Source organism: Kangiella sp. (assembly GCF_014762745.1).
Lineage (GTDB): Bacteria > Pseudomonadota > Gammaproteobacteria > Enterobacterales > Kangiellaceae > Kangiella.
The window spans coordinates 1-21,110 of the sequence record NZ_JABURJ010000087.1 but is presented as its reverse complement, the minus strand read 5'-3'; the positions used below and the strand labels follow the sequence as shown (position 1 = coordinate 21,110).

20 protein-coding genes are annotated in these 21,110 nt (G+C 44.9%); 5 read left to right on the top strand and 15 right to left on the bottom strand.

Going from position 1 to position 21,110, the window contains the following annotated elements:
* Window positions 1–149: 149 nt before the first annotated feature.
* From HUJ19_RS06105 to rlmE, 5 genes are all read right to left on the bottom strand, one after another.
* On the bottom strand, window positions 150–1,283 hold the full coding sequence (locus HUJ19_RS06105; protein ID WP_290622822.1) for an OmpA family protein: 1,134 nt from the start codon (window positions 1,281–1,283) through the stop codon (window positions 150–152).
* 101 nt (window positions 1,284–1,384) lie between these two features.
* On the bottom strand, window positions 1,385–2,725 hold the full coding sequence (gene glmM, locus HUJ19_RS06100; RefSeq protein WP_290622820.1) for a phosphoglucosamine mutase: 1,341 nt from the start codon (window positions 2,723–2,725) through the stop codon (window positions 1,385–1,387).
* Window positions 2,726–2,749: 24 nt separating this feature from the next.
* Window positions 2,750–3,565: a dihydropteroate synthase gene (folP, locus tag HUJ19_RS06095; protein WP_290622818.1), complete on the bottom strand. Its 816-nt coding sequence runs from the start codon at window positions 3,563–3,565 to the stop codon at window positions 2,750–2,752.
* A gap of 49 nt (window positions 3,566–3,614) precedes the next feature.
* Window positions 3,615–5,540, bottom strand: a complete 1,926-nt coding sequence (ftsH, locus tag HUJ19_RS06090; protein ID WP_290622817.1) for an ATP-dependent zinc metalloprotease FtsH — start codon at window positions 5,538–5,540, stop codon at window positions 3,615–3,617.
* 148 nt (window positions 5,541–5,688) lie between these two features.
* On the bottom strand, window positions 5,689–6,309 hold the full coding sequence (gene rlmE, locus HUJ19_RS06085; RefSeq protein WP_290622816.1) for a 23S rRNA (uridine(2552)-2'-O)-methyltransferase RlmE: 621 nt from the start codon (window positions 6,307–6,309) through the stop codon (window positions 5,689–5,691).
* 91 nt (window positions 6,310–6,400) lie between these two features.
* Between rlmE and yhbY the strand changes: the two genes are divergently transcribed.
* The gene (yhbY, locus tag HUJ19_RS06080; RefSeq protein WP_290622815.1) at window positions 6,401–6,697 is read left to right on the top strand and encodes a ribosome assembly RNA-binding protein YhbY; all 297 of its coding nucleotides are present in this window, start codon (window positions 6,401–6,403) and stop codon (window positions 6,695–6,697) included.
* A 47-nt stretch (window positions 6,698–6,744) separates the two neighbouring features.
* Window positions 6,745–7,431 carry a response regulator transcription factor gene (locus HUJ19_RS06075; protein ID WP_290622814.1) on the top strand — a complete coding sequence of 229 codons (687 nt, stop codon included), beginning with the start codon at window positions 6,745–6,747 and terminating at the stop codon, window positions 7,429–7,431.
* Between the two features lie 9 nt (window positions 7,432–7,440).
* Here HUJ19_RS06075 and HUJ19_RS06070 read toward each other — a convergent pair whose 3' ends face one another.
* Genes HUJ19_RS06070 through HUJ19_RS06035 form a run of 8 tightly spaced genes read right to left on the bottom strand, consistent with a single transcriptional unit; the run spans window position 7,441 to window position 15,508 of the window.
* Entirely contained in the window at window positions 7,441–8,739 is a 1,299-nt protein-coding gene (locus HUJ19_RS06070; RefSeq protein WP_290622813.1) for a HAMP domain-containing sensor histidine kinase, read from the bottom strand.
* Window positions 8,740–8,787: 48 nt separating this feature from the next.
* Window positions 8,788–9,822 (bottom strand): cyclopropane-fatty-acyl-phospholipid synthase family protein, encoded by a 1,035-nt coding sequence (locus tag HUJ19_RS06065; protein WP_290622812.1) that lies wholly within the window; start codon window positions 9,820–9,822, stop codon window positions 8,788–8,790.
* Window positions 9,823–9,836: 14 nt separating this feature from the next.
* On the bottom strand, window positions 9,837–10,622 hold the full coding sequence (locus tag HUJ19_RS06060) for a DUF1295 domain-containing protein (protein WP_290622810.1): 786 nt from the start codon (window positions 10,620–10,622) through the stop codon (window positions 9,837–9,839).
* On the bottom strand, window positions 10,613–11,179 hold the full coding sequence (locus HUJ19_RS06055; protein WP_290622808.1) for a DUF2878 domain-containing protein: 567 nt from the start codon (window positions 11,177–11,179) through the stop codon (window positions 10,613–10,615). Before HUJ19_RS06055 ends, HUJ19_RS06060 begins: the two co-directional genes overlap by 10 nt.
* Window positions 11,158–12,477: a cyclopropane-fatty-acyl-phospholipid synthase family protein gene (locus tag HUJ19_RS06050; RefSeq protein ID WP_290622807.1), complete on the bottom strand. Its 1,320-nt coding sequence runs from the start codon at window positions 12,475–12,477 to the stop codon at window positions 11,158–11,160. Before HUJ19_RS06050 ends, HUJ19_RS06055 begins: the two co-directional genes overlap by 22 nt.
* A complete protein-coding gene (locus HUJ19_RS06045) occupies window positions 12,470–13,351 on the bottom strand; it encodes a DUF1365 domain-containing protein (RefSeq protein ID WP_290622806.1) in 882 nt (293 codons plus the stop codon). The genes HUJ19_RS06050 and HUJ19_RS06045 overlap by 8 nt, the downstream gene beginning before the upstream one ends.
* The gene (locus HUJ19_RS06040; protein WP_290622804.1) at window positions 13,344–14,606 is read right to left on the bottom strand and encodes an FAD-dependent oxidoreductase; all 1,263 of its coding nucleotides are present in this window, start codon (window positions 14,604–14,606) and stop codon (window positions 13,344–13,346) included. The genes HUJ19_RS06045 and HUJ19_RS06040 overlap by 8 nt, the downstream gene beginning before the upstream one ends.
* Window positions 14,603–15,508 (bottom strand): acyl-CoA desaturase, encoded by a 906-nt coding sequence (locus HUJ19_RS06035; RefSeq protein WP_367273974.1) that lies wholly within the window; start codon window positions 15,506–15,508, stop codon window positions 14,603–14,605. Before HUJ19_RS06035 ends, HUJ19_RS06040 begins: the two co-directional genes overlap by 4 nt.
* Window positions 15,509–15,763: 255 nt before the next feature.
* On the opposite strand from HUJ19_RS06035, the gene HUJ19_RS06030 reads away from it, so the two are divergent.
* Window positions 15,764–16,252, top strand: coding sequence for a nuclear transport factor 2 family protein (locus tag HUJ19_RS06030; RefSeq protein ID WP_290622802.1), 489 nt, complete (start codon window positions 15,764–15,766; stop codon window positions 16,250–16,252).
* A complete protein-coding gene (locus HUJ19_RS06025; RefSeq protein WP_290622801.1) occupies window positions 16,233–16,829 on the top strand; it encodes a chalcone isomerase family protein in 597 nt (198 codons plus the stop codon). Before HUJ19_RS06030 ends, HUJ19_RS06025 begins: the two co-directional genes overlap by 20 nt.
* Before the next feature lie 28 nt (window positions 16,830–16,857).
* Here HUJ19_RS06025 and HUJ19_RS06020 read toward each other — a convergent pair whose 3' ends face one another.
* Complete coding sequence (locus HUJ19_RS06020) at window positions 16,858–18,237, bottom strand: deoxyribodipyrimidine photo-lyase (RefSeq protein ID WP_290622800.1); 1,380 nt, start codon at window positions 18,235–18,237, stop codon at window positions 16,858–16,860.
* Between the two features lie 26 nt (window positions 18,238–18,263).
* Window positions 18,264–19,211 carry a DUF523 and DUF1722 domain-containing protein gene (locus HUJ19_RS06015; protein WP_290622799.1) on the bottom strand — a complete coding sequence of 316 codons (948 nt, stop codon included), beginning with the start codon at window positions 19,209–19,211 and terminating at the stop codon, window positions 18,264–18,266.
* Window positions 19,212–19,329: 118 nt separating this feature from the next.
* Between HUJ19_RS06015 and HUJ19_RS06010 the strand changes: the two genes are divergently transcribed.
* Complete coding sequence (locus HUJ19_RS06010) at window positions 19,330–20,679, top strand: DUF4397 domain-containing protein (protein ID WP_290622798.1); 1,350 nt, start codon at window positions 19,330–19,332, stop codon at window positions 20,677–20,679.
* Window positions 20,680–21,110 lie beyond the last annotated feature (431 nt).

Here is a 21,110-nt window from a genome sequence, read left to right as displayed (position 1 = left end):
GGACTTTATCATAAAGCTACTCCTTGATTTTATTGTAAGAACTGAACAGCTATTTTGCTTGTCTTTCAATTTGATAGTAGCTTATTTGCCTGAAAAAACAAAGCCCAGCGATTGCTGGGCTTTGATAGAGGTCAAACTATCTAAAAATATTATTTAGTAGTCATTGTCTCTGCGTGTGCTTCGGCACGACGGTTAAGAGCGCGACCTTCTTCAGTTGAGTTATCAGCAATCGGCTCTTCTTCACCATAACCTTTTGCACTCAAGCGAGAAGCATCAATACCGAAGTTGCTTACCAAGTAGTCTTTTACTGAGTTAGCACGACGCTCTGAAAGACCTTGGTTGTAAGCACTTGAACCTACGCTATCTGTGTGGCCTTGAATTTCAGCATTCACATCAGGATATTGACGTAAGAATTCAGCAACCTTAGCAATTTCAGCAACCATTTCTGGTTTGATTTCGTACTTGTTGGTATCGAAGTTTAAGCGCATATCAACAACAACTTCTTCTGCCACTTTCACTTCACAACCTTTCTCATCTACCTGTACGCCAGGAGCTGTGCCAGGACATGCATCTTGATAATCATAAACGCCATCATTGTCACTATCTAAAGGACAACCGTTAGTGTCTACTGCTGCACCAGCAGGAGTACCCGGACATTGGTCGTTAGCGTCTAATACGCCATCACCGTCCGAGTCTTTTGCTTTCTCTACAGGCTTAGGAGCAGGAGCAGCGCCCGACTTCACAGTATCACCAAAGAAGAAGCCGTAGCTGATATACCACACTTGATGATCGCCACGCTCACCTGAATCTAACCAGTCATAACCGGCACGTAGGAAGACATTGTCGGAAGCAAAGTGCTCAAGACCAACACCTACTTTATAGTAGCCGTCTTCCAAGTCAGGATGATAAACGCCATATTTATCGCTTAATTCACCATAGCCTAATTTGATGAAAGGGTGAGTTGTTGCACTGCCCATCCAGCTAGTGTCGTTTAATAGCAAATTCAGCGCTGTATTTTCAACGTCAGTACGAGCACCAATTGCAAAGTTAGGAATTTCGTCGAAGTAGTTATACTCAACTTCTAAAGCAACATTCTTGTTAAAGAACCAGCCTAGACCTAAACCACCTGACTGAGTATCACCCGAGTTCCAATGTGAGTCTAACTCGATGTCATACCAACCGACATGGCCATAAAAACCACTGCGGTCTTGCACTTCTTCTGCAGCAAATGCAGTTGAGCTTAATGCCAACAAGCAAGCTGCGGTTAACATTTTCTTCTTCATTGTATTACCCTCTTAAGTTATCCATTTATGTTCCATGGTGCTTTGCATTATAGCGGAAACAATAAGTTAGATACAAAACATAAGCTCGTTTTGCCATAATTTTACATTTTCTGGGCAAGATCTCGCACTTTTTGTGCCAACTTTTCGGCCATTTTTATTGCCATATTTGCATCATTGGCTTCAACCATCACTCGGATCAGTGGCTCTGTGCCAGATGCTCGCAATAAAACTCGCCCCTGTTCAGCTAACTCCTCATCAACTTCCTGCGCAATCTTCTGCAGCTCTTCATTTCCCATAATTGCTTTCGCATCCGTGACGCGGACATTAATCATTGTTTGCGGGAATAAGGGAAATTGCTGTGCTAATTTTCCAATCGTCTGTTGCTGCTCTTTTACCACTCTTAGTACTTGAAGCGCTGCAATAATTCCATCACCGGTTGAGTTGTAATCCAGGTGAATCAGGTGGCCAGAAGACTCACCCCCAATCAGCCAGCTATTCTTTTTTAAACTTTCCATAACATAACGATCACCAACCTTGCTTCGCTCAAATGGAATATCGAATTCTTTTAAGGCATTTTCAATCGCCATATTGGTCATCAAGGTCCCAACAACTCCACCCTTCAGTGTTCCTTTTTGCTGCAAGTGATAAGCCATCATAAACATCAGCTGATCACCATTAATCACATTCCCTTCTGCATCCACCATCATCAGACGATCACCATCACCATCGAATGCGATACCGATGTCTGCCTGATGGTCCATTACCGCTTTCGCCAATGGTTCAAGATGTGTTGCACCACATTCGCGATTGATGTTTAACCCGTCCGGTTCTACCGCGGTTTTAATGACCTTTGCACCAAGTTCTTTAAACACATAAGGCGCTATGTGATAGGTCGCACCATTCGCGCAATCCAGAACAATTTTCATGCCCTCAAGATTAAAGTCATTCGGCACACTCGCTTTACAAAACTCAATGTAACGCGCTGCGGCATCTTCAATTCTATAAGCCTTACCTAATTGCTCGGAAGGCAATGAGGTCATTTCCTGCTCCAGTAAGGACTCTATTTCCAGCTCAACCGAGTCTGGAAGTTTGGTGCCTTCAGCCGAGAAGAATTTAATACCGTTATCCTGAAATGGGTTATGCGAAGCACTGATCACGATGCCGGCATCTGCTCTGAAAGTACGAGTCAGGTAAGCAATAGCTGGCGTCGGCATAGGCCCTACCAGAAAACTATTAACGCCTGCTGCAGTTAATCCAGCCTCAAGTACCGATTCAAACATATAGCCTGAAATTCTGGTGTCCTTACCAATAACAATTTTACCTTTCTTGCCAAGCACCTTACCGGCCGCCCAACCAAGTTTTAAAACAAACTCAGGGGTAATGGGAAACTGACCCACTGTGCCGCGGATACCGTCAGTTCCAAAATATTTTCTCTCGCTCATTCTAAATAAGTTCCTTATTGTTGTTTATTTGGCTTGCTCAAATGCACAAAATAATTTCACTGCTTCAACTGTAGGTTTGATATCGTGTACGCGAACAATTTTCGCTCCTTTGGTTAAGGCATACATGGCCGCAACAACGCTGCCATTAGTTCTATTGTTCACATCAGCATCAAGTATATTGCCAATCATTGTCTTTCTCGATACACCGACTAGTAACGGTAAATTAAGTTCTTTAAAACTGTCTAAATGCTTCATCAGTTCACAGTTATGCTGCAAAGTCTTTCCAAAACCAAAGCCGGGGTCAAGACAAATTCGATCCGAGTTGATGCCTACTTTTTGGCAGACCTCCACTCTTTGTTGCAGAAAGGACTTTACCTCCGTCACTACATCATCATAATGCGGATTGTGCTGCATACTTCTTGGTTGGCCCTGCATGTGCATCAGGCAGATCAGCACCTCATCGCTTGCAGCAACTGCATCCAATGCTCCTTCCTCCTGCAAGGCACGAACATCATTAATCATGCTTGCACCCGCTCTAATGGCTTCCTGCATCACTAACGCCTTGCTGGTATCAATGGAAACTGGTTTACCGGCTGCGACAACGGCTTCCACCATCGGAATAACCCTGACCAGTTCTTCACTTTCAGAAACGGCCTGAGCACCCGGTCTGGTTGACTCACCACCAACATCAATGATGTCCACACCTTCCTCAATCATGGTTTCGATACGCCGCAAGGCAATATCCTTACGCACGTAACTGCCACCATCAGAAAAAGAGTCAGGGGTAGTATTTAAAATGCCCATCACCAAGGGAGATTTCGATTGGAGTAATTCTTTCATGCTCAATATCTGTCGCTAAAACGGAAAAAGGGCCAAAAGGCCCTTTATATTAATCAACAGAAGGTTCTGTTACTGGCGAATCTTTAGGCGCTTCGGGTTGAGGACCTGACCCACCATTACCGCCCGGCCCTTTTTTATCCGACCAGTTTGCCGGAGGACTTGGCTCGTCGCCATCCATAATCTGTTTAATCTGATTCGCATCAATGGTTTCATACTTCATCAGCGCATCAGCCATGGCATGCAACTTATCCATATTATCCTGCAGTATCTTTTTCGCACGATTATAGTTGCGATCAATGATGTCACGAATTTCTGCATCAATGGCACGAGCAGTTTCGTCAGAAATATTCTTATGCTGAGTAACGGAACGGCCAAGGAATACCTCGCCCTCATCTTCAGCATAGGACAATGGGCCCAATTTATCCGACAAGCCCCACTTGGTTACCATATTACGCGCCAAGCTGGTAGCACGTTCGATATCATTGGAGGCACCCGTCGTAACCTTGTCAGGGCCATTAAGAATTTCTTCCGCAATACGACCACCGAACAATGAAGACAACTGACTTTCCAATGCTTCTTTAGATAGTGAGTACTTATCCTGTTCTGGCAAGTACATAGTCACACCCAAAGCACGGCCACGTGGAATAATGCTCACCTTATAGACGGGATCATGGCTAGGCACTTTTAAGCCCACTATCGCATGACCTGCTTCGTGATATGCGGTATTGAGCTTTTCTTCTTCAGTCATCACCATTGAACGACGCTCAGTACCCATCAGGATCTTGTCTTTGGCTTTCTCAAACTGCTCCATACCAACAGTACGTTGATTATCGCGAGCGGCAAACAAGGCAGCTTCGTTGACCAGGTTGGCCAAATCAGCGCCAGAAAAGCCTGGCGTACCACGGGCAATAACGCCTGGCTCAACATCATCACCGAGTGGTACTTTACGCATGTGTACTTTAAGGATTTGCTCACGACCTTTAATATCTGGCAAACCAACCACAACCTGACGGTCAAATCGGCCCGGACGCAATAAGGCCGGGTCAAGCACGTCAGGACGGTTAGTCGCGGCAATTACGATCACGCCTTCACCGCCTTCAAAGCCATCCATCTCGACCAGTAACTGGTTTAAGGTTTGCTCACGCTCATCGTGACCACCGCCTAAACCAGCACCACGATGACGGCCGACCGCATCGATCTCATCAATAAAGATAATACAAGGCGCATGTTTTTTGGCCTGTTCGAACATATCACGAACACGTGAAGCACCGACACCGACGAACATTTCTACGAAATCAGAACCAGAAATAGTAAAGAAAGGCACTTTGGCTTCGCCTGCAATGGCACGCGCCAATAGAGTTTTACCGGTACCAGGAGGGCCGACCATTAAAACACCGCGAGGAATTTTACCGCCCAGACGCTGGAATTTTCGTGGGTCACGTAAGAAATCAACCAGTTCACCCACTTCTTCCTTGGCTTCTTCAACACCAGCAACATCGGCAAATGTTGTTTTAACCTGATCTTCGCTAAGCATGCGGGCCTTACTTTTACCAAAGGATAGCGCACCGCCACCTTTACCCCCGCCCTGCATTTGGCGCATGAAGTAAATCCAGACCGCGATCAACAACAGAATTGGGCCAAAGCTCAACAGAAAGGTGCCAAAACCACCGCCCTCACGCTTTTTACCCGAATAATTGATATCGTTAGCTAGCAACAAATCATTCAATTTCTCATGACCGCCAGCAGGAATCTCAGCATTAATATCACTATTGGTGTTCAAATCTTTACCAGTCACAAGGTTATTGTTTGGATTGATCACCACATCGTCCACTTCCTTAGCTTCGATACGGCTCACAAACTCGGAGAATGTGACCTGACTATTGTCTGTCTGACGCTCCTGAATGGCGTCAATGACAATGAACAAGATGACCGCAGCTACGGCCCAAAATAGAATGTTTTTTACTAAATCGTTCAAAACCTGAACCTCAATCTTGGCAACGCTTTGCCTTTAATAATGACCACACATTATGCCATGCTTTGTCACTTACGAAAGCCCTGAAGCTTAACAAAACGTAACAATCATGGCTATTTGGTTAACTGCTTTTTGTAGCAACAGCCAATAACTAACCCTTATATCCTAAACCCACCACATAAACTTCGCGTGAACGTCCCCGGGATGCATCAGGTTTACGGATTAATACCTTTTCGAACAGCTGACGACACTGACGGATATACTCATCAAAGCCTTCGCCCTGGAAGACTTTAACCACATAGTTACCGCCCTTGGCCAATACCGTCTGCGCCAGTTCTAGCGCCAATTCACACAAATACATGGCGCGCGGTTGATCCACCGCATCTACTCCACTCATATTGGGGGCCATATCCGATAAAACAAGGTCTGCCTTGCGCTCACCAATCTTATCTAATAGCTGATTCAACACCGCTTCTTCGCGAAAATCCCCCTGAATAAAATCAACATCGGGCAAAGGATCCATTTCCAGAATATCGAGAGCAAAAATTTTGCCCTGACTGCCCATCTTATAGGCGACATACTGCGACCAGCCACCAGGCGCAGCACCCAGATCAACCACGGTCACCCCTTTGCCCAGTAGCTTGTACTTTTGGTCAAGCTCTTCCAGTTTATAGACCGCTCGCGAACGATAGCCGTCCTTTTGCGATTTTTTCACATAAGGGTCGTCAAAATGCTCTTTCATCCAGCGGTGGCTGCTTTTACTTCGTGACATAAAGAATATGGGTGTTTTTTCTTCAAATAAGTCTCTATTGTACCTTTTTTCAGGTAAAATGACCGCTAATAATCACTATCAGAAAGATGTAATGAATCAATTAAGTAACAACCAGGTAAAATTCTTACGCGGCAAGGCACACAGCCTCAAACCAGTGGTCATGGTCGGCGCTAATGGCGTCACCGAAAACGTGCTTGAAGAAATCAACAATGCGCTCAATCATCATGAGCTGATTAAGATTAAGGTTCGGGCAGAAGAGCGCGAAGACAAACAGGAAATGATTGACTATATCTGCCAGCAAACCAAGGCAGCAAAAATTCAGGTTATTGGCCACAATCTGTCAATTTATCGCAAATCTGCCAACCCAAAAATCATTTTGCCTAAATAGCCAATTTCCGCTAACGTATGGATCGCTACTAATCATTAAGGATTATTATGGCTTACAGCATTTTACTGGTCGAAGATCATAAAGAATTAGCCGCAACCACTGGCGAATACCTTGAGGCCTGTGGCTACATTGTTGATTATGCAATGGATGGCATATCCGGTCTTAATCTGGCCAAGAGCAACCAGTACGATGCTCTGATTCTTGATGTGATGCTTCCCGGCATGGACGGTTTTACCATCTGCCAGCGCATACGCCAGGAAGCCCAGTCCGATATTCCTGTGCTGATGCTGACCGCCCGCGACCAGTTAAAAGATAAGCTGGATGGTTTTGATGCCGGCGCCGATGACTACTTGATTAAGCCGTTTGATTTTGAAGAGCTGGATGCTCGCCTAAATGCCATTATTCGCCGCCACAAAGGCGAACTGGATTCGAAACCTCTGGTCATTCATGATCTGGAACTTGATCCGAAAACTCTACAGGTAAAGCGTCAAGGCAAGAAATTAAAACTTTCACCAACTGGCCTGCACATCCTCAAACTGCTAATGCGCAAATCACCGGAAGTGGTTACTCGCGAAGAGCTTGAGCGTGAATTATGGGGTGATCTGGTGCCAAACAGTGATGTACTGAGAAGTCATCTGTATAACCTGCGTAAAGTCATCGATAAACCTTTTTCGGAACACCTGTTACAAACGGTTCCAGGTCTTGGCATCAAAATCACTGAGCCGGAAGAATAGTTTAAGTTTTTAGCTGGTCTGTTCTTTTAGCGTCAGCTGAATCTGGGTGCCTTTGCCTAACTCACTATCAATAGAGATGTGCCAACCCATCTGATCACAGATGCGTTTGACAATCGCCATGCCAAGTCCAAAACCCTTAACCTGATCCTGTTCACGATTAGCTCGGTAAAAGGGCTCAAATATACGCTGCAGGCTTTTCTGATCCATACCGATACCAGTATCCGAAACACGCACAAAGTTACGACCTATAAGCACCTGAATCGAGCCTTTCTCGGTATAGTTAAATGCGTTCAGAATAATATTGTTGAGACAGATGACCAGCAGTCGCTCGGAAATTCGCATCTGTAGCTTAACATTACTGTGCAGGCTGGTTTTCAGATGCTTGTCGGGATAAAGCCGCTCAATCGCACCAAGCTGCTGCTTAACGATAGCATTAACATTTACCGGCTCTTCTGAAACGTCCGGCTCCTGGTTTCTTGAGAGCAGAAACAGAGCCTCCAGCAGGTCTTCCATTTCTTTAACCATCGGCTTCATGCGCGAGACAATTTTTTGTTGGGGCTCGTTGAGCTGCTGTTTTTCCAGAAGGGAAATTGAGCCTTTTAACACAGCCAACGGTGTTCTTAGTTCATGACTGGCATAGCGGGTAAAGTTCTTTTCACGAGTCACATACTCATTCACTCGCTCGGCATACTGGTCGAACGCCTGCAACAGAGTCATAACTTCTGCATCTGCATTTTTCTCAATATCAGAAAAATCCATTTTCAGATCCGCCCGCTCGGAAACTTCGACACTATCCATCAGTCGCGACAGCTTAACTACTGGCGAAATGGCTCGCCGTGACAGCATGTAGGTAATCCAGGCGGGTAGGTAGATGATTAACAGGACAAAGGCGAGTGGTGCGATACCAAAATAAAACGACAGCCGCGCAACCTGTCCTTCTTCAAAAACAAGGTACAGACGCTTGCCGTATTTTTCAGAGATGTGTACCAGCGGCTGCCGATCATTAAAATCCACTCTTTGATAACCTGTTTGCAGACTTTCCAGGTAATCAGGAACAGCATCAGAAGGACTGGAAGATGACATATAACCGGTCAGATTCAATGTACTGGGTAAATTAAACTCAGGGTTCTGCTGGTAATTCTGCCAAAAGAATTCAGCTTCGCCCTCCAGCGCCTGTTTAATCAAAACATTCTCTACGACTTTGGCAGCGCCATAAACACCCAATAAAGTCACAGCACTAATCAGCAATAACTGGATAGCCATTGCCTTGATGATTTTATAATGTATGCCACGACGCTTTTGAGTCATTCGCTATCCCTAATCTTAATGCAGGCTTTTTAAGCCAGACACTAACGGTTATCGCTTTACGAAAAGATAGTGCGCGACCATCCACTCATTTCCGTCAGCATAACCAAATAGCTCAGCACATGCCATAAAGAAAATGCGCCAACGTTGGAACCAGATTTTGGCGAAGTCCTTACCGTAAACTTTTTCAAACAATGGCATGATTTCTTTTTGATGTTTATCCATGTTTTCAAGCCAGGCATTTGACGTTTTTTCATAATGCTGACCATTCACCAGCCAACGCCTGTCCAGCTGCAAATGCTGCTGAAAATTAAGGAAGGTGTCAGCAGCCGGCATCTGGCCACCACTGAAAAAGTAACGCCCCATCCAGTTATCATCACCCTCTTCTAAAAACGGGTACATCAGGTAGCGATGACAGAATACATGCAAAAATACCTTACCGTCATCTTTGAGCCATTGGCTGACCCGCTCAAACAGCACCTGATAATTTCTGACATGCTCAAACATTTCTATCGAAATAATTCGGTCAAATGTTCGGCCCGGATCAAACTGATTAATATCCTGTGTGATGATAGTGATATTAGTTAAACCACGTTCTCTGGCCTGTTGCTCAATATGCTCGCGCTGCGAGTTGGAATTGGACACACCTGTGATAGTGCTATTCGGATACTTGGCTGCAAGAAATAAAGTTAAGGAACCCCAGCCACATCCCAGTTCCAGAATATCCTGTCCATCAACAAATTCACCACGCTGCGCATACAGCTCTAACATCGCCTGCTCGGCAGCATCAAGATTATTAATACCATCAGGCCAGTAGGCACTGCTATATTTCAAATTCTTTCCCAGCGCATAATGATAGAATTGCGCTGGCACTTCGTAATGCTGTTCATTGGCCTTGTCCGTTTTAATCGCCACTTCGGACAACTTTAGTTCCTGCAAAAACTGGTGATAGCGCTCACCCTGAGCTTCACAGTCAAAAGCTGATTCTTCAGCCAATCGCTGCTCGCAGAGCTTTCGGATACCTAGCCGCACTAGACGGTCTGGCAGTAATCCTTTTTCAATTAAGTTAATAGCTTGTGCAATCATTTAGCTCTCCACAATTAGCTGTTACTGGATTTTTTTTGACCCAGGAAAAATTTATTGGTCTGTTTCTGATATTCACGGTATGCATCGCCTTTACTCCGAATATTTTGCTCTTCGTTAAAAGGGATACCGGTTAATTTCAAAAGAAACAGCAACATCAAAATCGGGTAAATAAATAACAACCATCCCTGTTCGGCGTGCCAGCCAATTAACGGATAGGCAAACCAGTGTGTCCATTCAAAAAAATAATTGGGATGACGCGAGTAACGCCACAAACCGATATTACAGACCTTGCCTTTTGAATCTTTTCTACGCTTAAACTGGCGTAACTGATAATCTGATAAGGTTACACCGATAAAAGACAATATGGCGATGGCAATGCCAACCCCGTCAAACATATCGAAGCTGTGACTGGTCGATACAATAATAGAAACAGGGTAACTGAATGCAAAAGCCAGCAACGCCTGAAACATGAAGAATCCAAACAGCTTTGCCTGAGTATTGTCCGACCAATGAGCCCTTAGCTGTTGATAGCGGCCATCCTCATGTTCAACCTGATAACGATCGATTAGATGCCAGGCCAGTCGTGCATACCAGCCAATCGGAATCAATAAAACTATGTAACGATGAAAGCCGCTGCCTTCCGCCAGACCAACATAAACCAATCCGCAAATTACAATCAGCAGCGCCCAGGTTATATCGACAATATCCGTGTTTTTCGTATGAGCCTGCCACGACCAGGCAATAAATTGCCCCGCTACACACAACAGCACCGCGGCAACAATAGCAATGTCTAATTCCATGAAGCTTCTCTGCTGCGCGACAGTTTACGTTGATGATCGGCCGCCGTCGAAAATAGTGAAATGATCAATAACATGACCAGAGTCCAGCCGATGGCTAAAGCAGTTAATGCCACAACGGGCTCATTCAGAGTTACAGCTCCGAATTTCTGAGCAGCAACATAAGATAGAGGCCCGCCAATCGCTCCCATTAATACGCCCATGGTTTTATATTCAAAAATCCAGGCCAGCGAGTGATTAACAGTTAGACCAAAGGCAATCCATAGCATCAGAATCCAGACAGGTGCCACAAAAGAATAGGGCCACTGCATTTCATAACTGATCAAACCAAGCTGTAGCCATAGACTATCAAGAGCCAGCCCCAGAACAGCCAATGTTAATGCCAGTCGAATATCTGATTGACTGCGATTAACCGGATGTAACTGCCAGACCACAAAGGCCACAAAGAAGCCTAAGCCGAGCCAGATGTGCTGATACACTACGCCAACTACCAGCGCAAACCAGACCGTTTGCAGCAGTATGAAATTTAGGATTTTATTTAGCTTTGCAAGGCTAACCATTGCTGCCTCTTGTTGCCCGGTTTGGCAAACAGTAAATGAACATCACTGATGGCTTTTTCGATAAAACCACCTTCGCAATAACACAGGTAAAAGTCCCACATCTGGATAAAGGACTGGTCAAAGCCCTGGGCCTTCACCTGGTCAATATGTTTAAAGAAGCGCTTGCGCCATTCGTGCAGAGTTCTGGCATAACTGTCACCAAAATCTTCCAGATTGATCAACCGTAAGTCGGATGACTTTCTGGCTGAATCCACAATGACAGAAACGCAAGGAATAAAGCTACCCGGGAAAATATAGCGCTTAATAAAGTCGACTGACTTTAGTGCCTGCTTGTAGCGCGAGTCTTCAATGGTAATGGCCTGAATCAGCGCCATACCATCCGGTTTTAGCAGGTCGCTGCATTGCTTAATGTAGGTATCCAGATATTGATGACCCACCGCCTCAATCATTTCGATTGAAACCAGCTTGTCGAACTGGCCTTTCAAATTACGATAGTCTTCTTTAAGAATTGTAACTTTACTTTCCAGCCCCTCTTCTTTGACTCTTTGTTTAGCGTGCTGGTATTGCTGCTCGGAGATCGTCGTTGTCGTCACATGACAGCCGTAGTTCTTGGCAGCATAAATTGCAAATCCGCCCCATCCGGTACCAATTTCAACCAGACGATCATTGGCATTAAGATCCAGTTTTTCGCAAATGGTTTTCAGTTTTAATTCGGAAGCGGCTTCCAGCGTGTCTGCTTTGTCAGTAAAAATAGCAGAGGAATACATCAGGTGTTTGTCGAGAAACAACTTAAAAAAGTCATTACCCAGATCGTAATGTGCGGAGATATTTTTTCGACTACCTTCGACGCTATTACGATTAAAGAAATGCCATAGTTTGAGTACACTATTCTTTAGCCAGGCCAGGCCGCCTTCCATCTCATCCAGTATGTCCCTGTTAATCACCAGCAGGCGAACCAGCCCGGTAAGATCATCGGTTGACCACTGTTCTTTCATGTAAGACTCGGCTGCACCAATACTACCGTGCATTGCTACCTGACGATAGAAGTCCAGCTGACTAATATTTATCGACACACACAGGTCTGATTTCTTGTTTGCAGTTCCACAAAATTGCTTACCTATCGGATCACTGATAATAATCTGGCCACCTTTGATTCGACTTAAGGTTTTTAAAACCTGAGTTCTGATCAAACGTTCAAAGCCAGACACTTTGGTATTTGCAGGCAAAGCCAGCTCAACAGACTCTGTCCGTTTCTGCTGCTTGCTTCCTATCGCCTGTTTTTCAGTAAAATCATTCACGACCCTGGGCCCTCTTGCCTGTTTCATCCTTTGCTTCACCGCTTTGCGAATCTTTCGTCAACTTAGGGTGCGCTACAAAGGGAATCTTTTTTAACCATAATTTGAACGCTTGCCAGTATATGGCAGCCACCATTTTCAGAGGCTGCAACGGTCTTGTCAGGACAAGCTTTCTCATACTACTTTGAGTGAATGGTACGAAGTCGGCTGTGAAGGTGGCGTCAAAGAATTTCTGCCCGCTTTCTTTTTGATTGACCACCATGTGGATTCGCAGCTCCTCCTGCTCAACCTTAAACAGCCACTGATAGTGCATATCCATTGTCAGAAATGGTGAAACATGAAATTCTTTATCAAATTCAAATTGATACACATTGCCCTGTTTCTGACCTTCCTTGCAATCATGCAGATAGCTATGCCGCTCTCCCCAGGGAGTGTTTGTGATTTCAGAAACAATATACTTGAGGTTCTCGTTTTCAAAACAAAAGTAAAAACAGACAGAGTTAAAATTAAACCCCAGGTATCTCAGGTGAGACAGCATAAAAACCTGTCCTGAAAAGCTTTCGCCAGTCCGCTGACGAATGGTTTCAAGGATCGCCTGTTTGTTTATGCTGGTTTTATTTGTTTCTGGGGTATTTTTTTTGGGGGCACTGGCTTCAAAGAGATTGGCTTCTTGTATATCAAAGCTCTGGTGAAAATCTTTGTTGCGGAATGAAATCAGGTTCCATCTCTCTAGCGACCACAACTTGCTTTGAGCAAAAGTACTCTCGAGCTTATCCAGGTCCAGTAAGCTCCAGTACATCTCATAAGTAAACTCATGTGGCCTGGGTCGATAGCGACGATGGCGTATCGATCCCACAAAAAATCCCTGCTTAAGCATAGCCTGCATCCTTCAGAAGTTGTTCCGCAGCCTCCAATCCACTTCGTGCACCATCTTCATGGAATCCCCAGCCCCAGTAAGCACCGCAAAAATAACTCCTGCGCTGCCCCTGAATCTGATGCTTATTCTGTTGGGCATCTATCGTTGCCTGAGTATAGACCGGATGATGATAGGTCAGCTGTTTCCACACCAATTCTGGATTGACCCTTTCCGCCATATTCAAACTGACAATTACTGGCGTGTTGGTATCAAGCGACTGCAATAAATTCATGTAATAACTAACTGTACACTGCTGACGAGTTTTTTCATCTATTATCACATTCCAGCTGGCCCAGGCACGTCTTTTACTCGGTAATAGGCTAACATCAGAATGCAAGCTAATCTGATTTTCCTGGTATTTAATGGCACCCAGAATTTTATGCTCTTCGTCGCTGGCACCTTCAATCATTGTTAGCGCCTGATCGCTATGGCAGGCAAAGATCACATAATCGAACTCCTGTTTGCCCTCGGCAGTATGAAGCCAGACTGATGCATGGTTTCTTATCACTTTATTGATTGGACAGTCCAGTTTCACTTGAAAGCCTGCACTTTTGGCGATTGCATTTACATAGGTTTTTGATCCGCCCTCAATGGTCTTCCAAATGGGTCGATTAAATGCCTGCATCATCTGATGGTTGTTCATAAAGGCAACCAGGTAGCGGGCCGGGAAATCCAATATCAGCTCACTGTCTCCTGACCATAAAGCGCAGGCCATCGGCAATATGTGTTCATCAATAAATTGTTGGCTGTAGTTATTTCGCTTAAGATAATCACCTAGCGTTTCGTTACTATCACCATCCAGTAACTCACCTGCTTCGCGATAAAACCGGAAGATGTTTCGTAACATTCGATAAAATTTCGGGCTGACAATGTTTTTGCGTTGGCTAAAGAGACCATTGAGGGTTCCAGCGTTATACTCCAGCCCCGTTAATCTGTTCGACACGGCAAAGCTCATATCACTGTCTTTGTAGGGCACCTGATACTTTTGCAACAGACCATAAAAGGTTGGGTAGTTTTCTGGGTTAAATACGATAAAACCCGTATCAACTGCAATGGATTTTTTTCCTCCATCGTTGGCATCAACTTCGATCTTGTGTGTATCAGCATGACCGCCCAATTTACTGGCTGATTCAAATAGGGTGACTTCTGCCTGTGACGCCAACCGCTCAGCAGCTGTGATACCAGAAATACCTCCCCCAATCACTGCTACTTTCATGACTTAGCCTTCAGTGTTATTGCTTCTTTATTTGGATATTTCAAATCCCACACCAGGCCGATTTTTTCCATTGCCTTTAAAATATAAAAACTCAAATCAATTTCCCACCAATAAAAGCCTTGCTTGACAGAGCCTGGACTGAAGTGATGGTTGTTATGCCAACCTTCTCCCAAGGTTAGTAGCGCCAGTAAAAAGTTATTACGGCTATCATCGTTGGTCTCAAAACGGCGACTGCCCCAGCGATGCGCTAAAGAATTAATACAATAGGTCACATGCGACAGCAAAATGGTAGAAATGAAAAAGCCCCAGATTAAAACCTGCCAGCGATCCGCGCCCAGCTCCGGATGGAAACTCTCCAGATAAATGCCTAGACCAAAGATTAGCGCGGCAAAAATGATTGGCGGGAAAATATCAAATCGATCCAGCCAGCGTAGCTCCGGATACTTGGCAAGATCCTTGACTCGTTGTTCCTGGGTCGGAAAATTCTTCTTGTTTAAGAACCACAGCATGTGGCTTTTTAAGAAGCCATTTCTTGGTGAATGTGCATCTTCATCGGTATCAGCATGAATGTGGTGATGCCTGTGATGTGCAGCCCACCAGAGCGGCCCACGCTGAGTAGCCGAAGCGCCCAGAAAGCCGAATAAAGCCTGCACCCAACGGTAGGTCTTAAAACTTTTGTGCGAAAAATAACGATGATAAAAAGCAGTAATCGCAAACATTCGGATCAAATAAGCTGCAATACAGATGATGACAGCCGCCCAGGATACGCCGGTAACAAAAGCAAATAGGCAGACTAGGTGCAAACCGATATAGGGAATCACTCGTGGCCAATCAACACCTTCTAACTGCTCGGGCTGATTGGCATCAGTATTGATTTGACTATTATCAAACCACTGTTTCATTTTCATAATGTAAGTTGCCTGGCATTTTGCATCATCCTATGGTCAGCCCTGTGAAATCCTTGTGAAGTCTTATAGACGGCCAAGCCCCCAAATATGCCAACTAGCTCACTGCCCTCTTCACATTATCTTTACGGGGCAGGAGCTACAGTGCCATCATGTATCCTACTCTAGCAGTGCTTTATGATGATTTCCCGTTATTTATTATATTTTGCAATGGCCTTAACTTTTTCTGGCTGTAGCCATTCGAGGAGCGAGATGAATAATCAGCGCGTAGAAAATTTTTTGCAGGTTGCTCAACAAATGCCTGCCACTGCAACGGTGGAGTCTCCGGACAAAGCTTTCCTTACCCTGTTTGGTGATTTCAAAGCCGGTACCAGGGAAGAAGTTATACGCCAGCTTTATGCCGAGCAGTTCTACTTCAATGACACCTTTAAAACCTTCGGTCATATCGACGAACTCTTGAAGTATATGCCCGAAACTGCCGAAGCTACCGAGCTTACCACTGTCGAAATCATTGATGTAGCTAAATCAGACACTGATTACTATCTGCGTTGGGTTATGCACATGAAATTCTCAGCCGCAGGCAGAAAGATTGACTCCAAGTCCATTGGCATGACCCAGCTTCGCTTTAATGAAGAAGGCAAGATCATTCTTCATCAGGATTACTGGGACGGTGCCGAAGGCTTTTATTCACGTTTACCCATCGTAGGATTCTTTGTCAATTATGTGCAAGATCGCCTCTAAAACGCTGTCTCTCAACAAGCAGCTTATCCATCTTAGTTTGCCGCTGGTAGTTTTGAGCCTACTTGTCATTTCTGGGCCGGTTGCAGCTAAACTTGAACCAAGTGTCAGCTATCAGCAAACAGAGTATCAACTGTGCGCTAAACAGCGCGTCACCAAAGCCCTGCTTTTTGATGTAGTTGATGTTGGCGTCTACTATGCTGACTGCAAACAGGCGGCTGACATATTTGATGATCAGCCAAAGTTGCTAAGGTTTTCATATTTACGTGATGTGACTGGTGACCAATTTACTGAAGGTGCTGACGACTTTTTACGAGACAACCTTCCACCACAGGAAAAAGACAAGTGCCTGACTTATTTCAATGAGTTTAACACTGTCTATAAAGACGTCACCGATGGTGATTATTACGATCTTTTTGTACTCCCTGAGCAGGGCCTTGATTTGTATCTCAATAATCAGCAGCTCGCTCAATCAGACAACTCTGGTTGCGCCTTGCCTTATCTCAATATCTGGTTTGGTGAAGAGTCTATGGACAGTGACTTCGAAGAACTGCGCGACCAGATTAAAGCACTGAACTGATCGCTTTCGCTAGACCTTATGGCGCTGGTTAGCTGAGTAACTCCAACGCCCTTTTCCTCGCTTCCTTATAGTCAATGATAGGTTGAGGATATCCCAGTTCTTCTCTTTGTTCACTACTTGGAAAATGAATATCTTTGTCGCTCAAACTGGCCAGCTCCGGCACTAGCTTGCGAATAAATTTCCCTTCAGGATCAAATCGCTGTGATTGAGTGATTGGGCTCATGATTCTGAAGTAAGGCGCACCGTCTGCTCCCGTCGAAGAGCACCACTGCCAGCCGCCATTGTTTGATGCAAAATCTCCGTCTATTAAGTGACGCATAAAGAAGTCTTCTCCCTGACGCCAGTCAATTAAGCACAGCTTGTTTAAAAACATGGCTACATTCATACGCAATCGATTGTGCATCCAGCCTGTTTGCAGCAACTGTCGCATTGCCGCATCAATCAGTGGAAAACCGGTTTTACCTTGGCACCATTTTTCGAATAAATCCTGCTGCCCATTCCAAACTTCTTTGGCATCACTTTTAAATACTTTATGTTTACTGATTTCTGGATTATCAATGATGATCTGGCGATAAAATTCGCGCCAGATGATCTCTGACAACCAGGTGTCTTTGTAGAATGCATCCTCGTCGCCATCATGCCAATCCAGTAAAGCTTCTATGCATTGCCTGGCTGAAATCGACCCCGCCGCCAGATAGGGCGAAAGCATACTGGTACCCTTAACTGATGGAATATCTCTACGTTCCTTATAGTAGCCCGCTTTGGGTAAAAACTCCTTTAGTCTTTCCTGTGCTGCCCGTTCACCTGCAGGCCAAAGATCCTGGCGGTATTCATGCGAAAAATCATAATCACTTTGCTTATCAACTTTATAACTCTGCTTGTTGGGCCTTGGAAGAGGCGAAGCTCCCTGCATTTTATGATGCTCAATCCAGGCTTTCTTATAAGGTGTAAAAACCTTATAGGGCTCTCCTTTGCCAGTAGATACACTGCCGGGGGGGATTATGAGGTCACCATCATATCGGTTTACTGAGATGCCTTGTTTCAGCAATATTTTTTCTAACGCCTCATCCCTCTCTTTTTCATTAAGCGGATATTCGTTATTAAAAAAAACGCCGTTGGCCTGATACTCTTTGACCAGTTGCTCAATCTTTTTAGCGGACTGCTGATAGTCTTCCACCTTAAAGCTATGCAAGGGAATATTAAGCTGATTAAGCTCTTTTCGCAGCTCTTTGACCGAATCATTTATAAAGCCAATCTTGCAGGCTGCATCATCATGCAGCTTTCGTTGCTCCACAGCTTCCAGATAAATACCGATGACAGTACCCTGTTCGGCTGCATAAAAAAGAGCAGGGTTATCGCCTACTCTTAAATCATTTCGAAACCAGACAAGATTAATTTCTTTGCTCATATATCCACTTATTTTAGGCTTTACCATTAAAGATAATTTCGTAACCCCAGTTCTAAAGGATGCGGATCAAGATAAGCCTGTTGTTTAATATAATCTGAACCAAACTGAGTTAGATAATGGTTAATCAAGGTTACAGGAACCACTAATGTCACGATTCCTTTTCGATACTGCTCGATCACTTTCACCAGCTCCTGCTTAGCCGCCGATGTCAGGTCTCGTTTCAGATAGCCGAGGATGTGGTAAAGCACATTAGTGTGCGACTTGCTTGAAGCAATCTTTTTCAGAGTCTGCATCAGCTTATCTTCATACTCCCCGAGAAGTTCCGTTAACTCTTTTTGCTCTGCATTGGCAACCAATCGCCCCAGTTCTTTATAGGCCTGATAGCTATGGGCCATCACCAGATATTTATAGCGACTATGAAAATCTATCAGCTTCTTCATACTTGGCTCGCTCATAACTGACCGCTTCCAGTCGTTATAGGCAAACACGCGAGTGATAAAGTTCTCACGCAACTTTGGATCCTGCAAACGCCCTTCTTCCTCTACTGGCAGGTTAGGATGCAGTTTCATGATTTCATCAATATAGACACCACGAAATGACTCGCCCGCTGGATTACCATTTTCATGATAGACCTTAACTCTCTCCATACCACAACTCGGTGAATTGCGGATCACTATATAGCCGCAGGCGTCATGAATTCTTGGCATGGTCTTGTGGGCATAATCACGCAACTCATCGGTCACATCCAGACCATGATCATCTACTTTTTTGACACGAATATCGTCACCGACGCGAACAAGATGAATCGGTGGACGAGGGGTTGGCAGACCAATACCCATTTCCGGACAAACAGGCGTGTACTCAAACCAGTCGCTTAGAACGTTGAGACAGTATTTAGACTGCTTGTGGCCACCGTCGAAACGAACCTTATTTCCGAGCAGACACGAGCTTATGGCGATCTTAATTTTGTTCATTTTTGAATTATTGTTAACTCCGTGTGAAGGGTCCGTGAAAAACAAATTTCTATCGACAAATTTTTCACAACCTCAGGTCTATTTTCTTATCTTCATGATGCTAACAGGAGAGATTGCCATGAAGTTGAAACACCTACTCATACCCTTTTTAGTACTACCTTTAATTGCTTGTGACGACGATGACGACAATGATCCGATTGAGGAGATGATGCCTCAGAGTTTCAAAGTTCAGGTTGTTCACGCATCACAAGATTCACCCAATGTTAATGTCCTGGTAAACGGCTCGGAAACCCTTTCCGATGTTGCCTACAAAGCTGCATCCAGTCGTTTAACTCTAGACGAAGGCACCTACAGTTTGCAAGTTGATGGTATCACCCCGGGCGGCGATGCAACCGTCATTGGACCTGTTGATGTCAGTTTCGCTCCTGACCAGTTATACACCGTGCTGGCTGTGAATGAAACCGCTTCAATTGAACCACTGGTTATCAGTCAGTCTGACTTTACACCAGCTGATGGCGAGCTAACAGTACAGATCATTCATGCTGCCTCCAATGCTCCAACCGTTGATGTTTATCTTACCGCGCCCGGTGCTGACATCTCAGGCGTTGCCCCTACTACCACCTTAAGTTTTAAAGATTCTCTGGCTGCTACTGATATTCCTGCTGGCGACTATCAGATACGCGTTACACCGACTGGTGAAAGTACTGTGGTCTTCGATAGCGGTACAGTAAGTTTGCCGGCTGGCGTACTGCTAAATGTTGCAGCGGTGACTAACACCACAACCGGTGATAGCCCCATCAGCCTATTGGCCATTACCGATGATGGTGCAACTGAAATTCTGGACGTTAACACACCAGCTGATTTCCGCGTATTCCATGTTTCAGCGGATGCACCCAATGTCGATGTGGTGGTTAATGATGACTTTGCAAATCCAGTGGTTACCGATTTAGCCTTCCCTGACTTTACGGATTACCTGTCAGTGCCTGCAGATACATACAACGCCAAGGTTGTACCTACCGGTGCCGATACTCCCGTAGTTATTGATGCTGATTTAGCTTTAGAAGCTGGTGCTTCCTATTCGGTACTGGCAGTCAATGACCTAGCCAATATTGAACCTTTGGTATTGGCTGATACACGTCGTGCTATTTCGACTGAAGCACAGCTGAGGATTGTCCATGGTTCACCTGCTGCTGGTGCCGTTGATATTTATCTGGTCGCTCCTGGTACTGATATTAATGACGTTGAGCCAGCTCTAAGCAATGTCCCATTCAAAGCTGAAACAGGTTACCTGTCAATTGCGGGAGGTGATTATGACGTCGTCGTTACCCCAACCGGTAGCAAAACCGCAGCCATTGGCCCAGCAGCCGTTACCCTGTCTAACGGTGGCATCTACACCATCATTGCCCGCGATAATGCAGGCGGTGGAGCACCACTTAACGTCATCCTTGCTGATGATTTTGTACAATAAGCAATAACGTCTAACCATAAAAAAGGCCTCGCAAGAGGCCTTTTCTTTACTGCATTTGCTCTAGATTCAAATCAACTTTCTAGCCCTACAACTATCCAACATTGGAGCTCAAACTCCCCTTATATTGAGCTAAGACACGTACAAAATATAGCAATCAAAATCTGTGACCAAAGGGAATCCCTTTAGGGAGATGATTTTGATAAGAATTTTCAGCACAAGGATGTGATGTAAATTCTGGTGCGTTAAGTATTTTGGGAGTGTCGCAGGAAGTCACGCGTAGCGTGGCCTCAATATCGGGGTGGTCTTCTTTTGGTTACTTTTCTTGACCACTCAAGAAAAGTAACTCGCCGTGCAGCGAAAAAGGGTAATAAAGGAAGGGGCTGATCCAGATAACTAGCCCATTTCGTCTTTAACCCATTGTTTTAATTGAT

What these genes read in the sequence shown, in the direction of transcription:
- HUJ19_RS06105 (WP_290622822.1), bottom strand. Translation starts at nt 1,283, where the DNA reads ATGAAGAAGAAAATGTTAACCGCAGCTTGCTTGTTGGCATTAAGCTCA.
- glmM (WP_290622820.1), bottom strand. Translation starts at nt 2,725, where the DNA reads ATGAGCGAGAGAAAATATTTTGGAACTGACGGTATCCGCGGCACAGTG.
- folP (WP_290622818.1), bottom strand. Translation starts at nt 3,565, where the DNA reads ATGAAAGAATTACTCCAATCGAAATCTCCCTTGGTGATGGGCATTTTA.
- rlmE (WP_290622816.1), bottom strand. Translation starts at nt 6,309, where the DNA reads ATGTCACGAAGTAAAAGCAGCCACCGCTGGATGAAAGAGCATTTTGAC.
- yhbY (WP_290622815.1), top strand. Translation starts at nt 6,401, where the DNA reads ATGAATCAATTAAGTAACAACCAGGTAAAATTCTTACGCGGCAAGGCA.
- HUJ19_RS06075 (WP_290622814.1), top strand. Translation starts at nt 6,745, where the DNA reads ATGGCTTACAGCATTTTACTGGTCGAAGATCATAAAGAATTAGCCGCA.
- HUJ19_RS06070 (WP_290622813.1), bottom strand. Translation starts at nt 8,739, where the DNA reads ATGACTCAAAAGCGTCGTGGCATACATTATAAAATCATCAAGGCAATG.
- HUJ19_RS06065 (WP_290622812.1), bottom strand. Translation starts at nt 9,822, where the DNA reads ATGATTGCACAAGCTATTAACTTAATTGAAAAAGGATTACTGCCAGAC.
- HUJ19_RS06060 (WP_290622810.1), bottom strand. Translation starts at nt 10,622, where the DNA reads ATGGAATTAGACATTGCTATTGTTGCCGCGGTGCTGTTGTGTGTAGCG.
- HUJ19_RS06055 (WP_290622808.1), bottom strand. Translation starts at nt 11,179, where the DNA reads ATGGTTAGCCTTGCAAAGCTAAATAAAATCCTAAATTTCATACTGCTG.
- HUJ19_RS06045 (WP_290622806.1), bottom strand. Translation starts at nt 13,351, where the DNA reads ATGCTTAAGCAGGGATTTTTTGTGGGATCGATACGCCATCGTCGCTAT.
- HUJ19_RS06040 (WP_290622804.1), bottom strand. Translation starts at nt 14,606, where the DNA reads ATGAAAGTAGCAGTGATTGGGGGAGGTATTTCTGGTATCACAGCTGCT.
- HUJ19_RS06035 (WP_367273974.1), bottom strand. Translation starts at nt 15,508, where the DNA reads ATGAAACAGTGGTTTGATAATAGTCAAATCAATACTGATGCCAATCAG.
- HUJ19_RS06030 (WP_290622802.1), top strand. Translation starts at nt 15,764, where the DNA reads ATGAATAATCAGCGCGTAGAAAATTTTTTGCAGGTTGCTCAACAAATG.
- HUJ19_RS06025 (WP_290622801.1), top strand. Translation starts at nt 16,233, where the DNA reads ATGTGCAAGATCGCCTCTAAAACGCTGTCTCTCAACAAGCAGCTTATC.
- HUJ19_RS06020 (WP_290622800.1), bottom strand. Translation starts at nt 18,237, where the DNA reads ATGAGCAAAGAAATTAATCTTGTCTGGTTTCGAAATGATTTAAGAGTA.
- HUJ19_RS06015 (WP_290622799.1), bottom strand. Translation starts at nt 19,211, where the DNA reads ATGAACAAAATTAAGATCGCCATAAGCTCGTGTCTGCTCGGAAATAAG.
- HUJ19_RS06010 (WP_290622798.1), top strand. Translation starts at nt 19,330, where the DNA reads ATGAAGTTGAAACACCTACTCATACCCTTTTTAGTACTACCTTTAATT.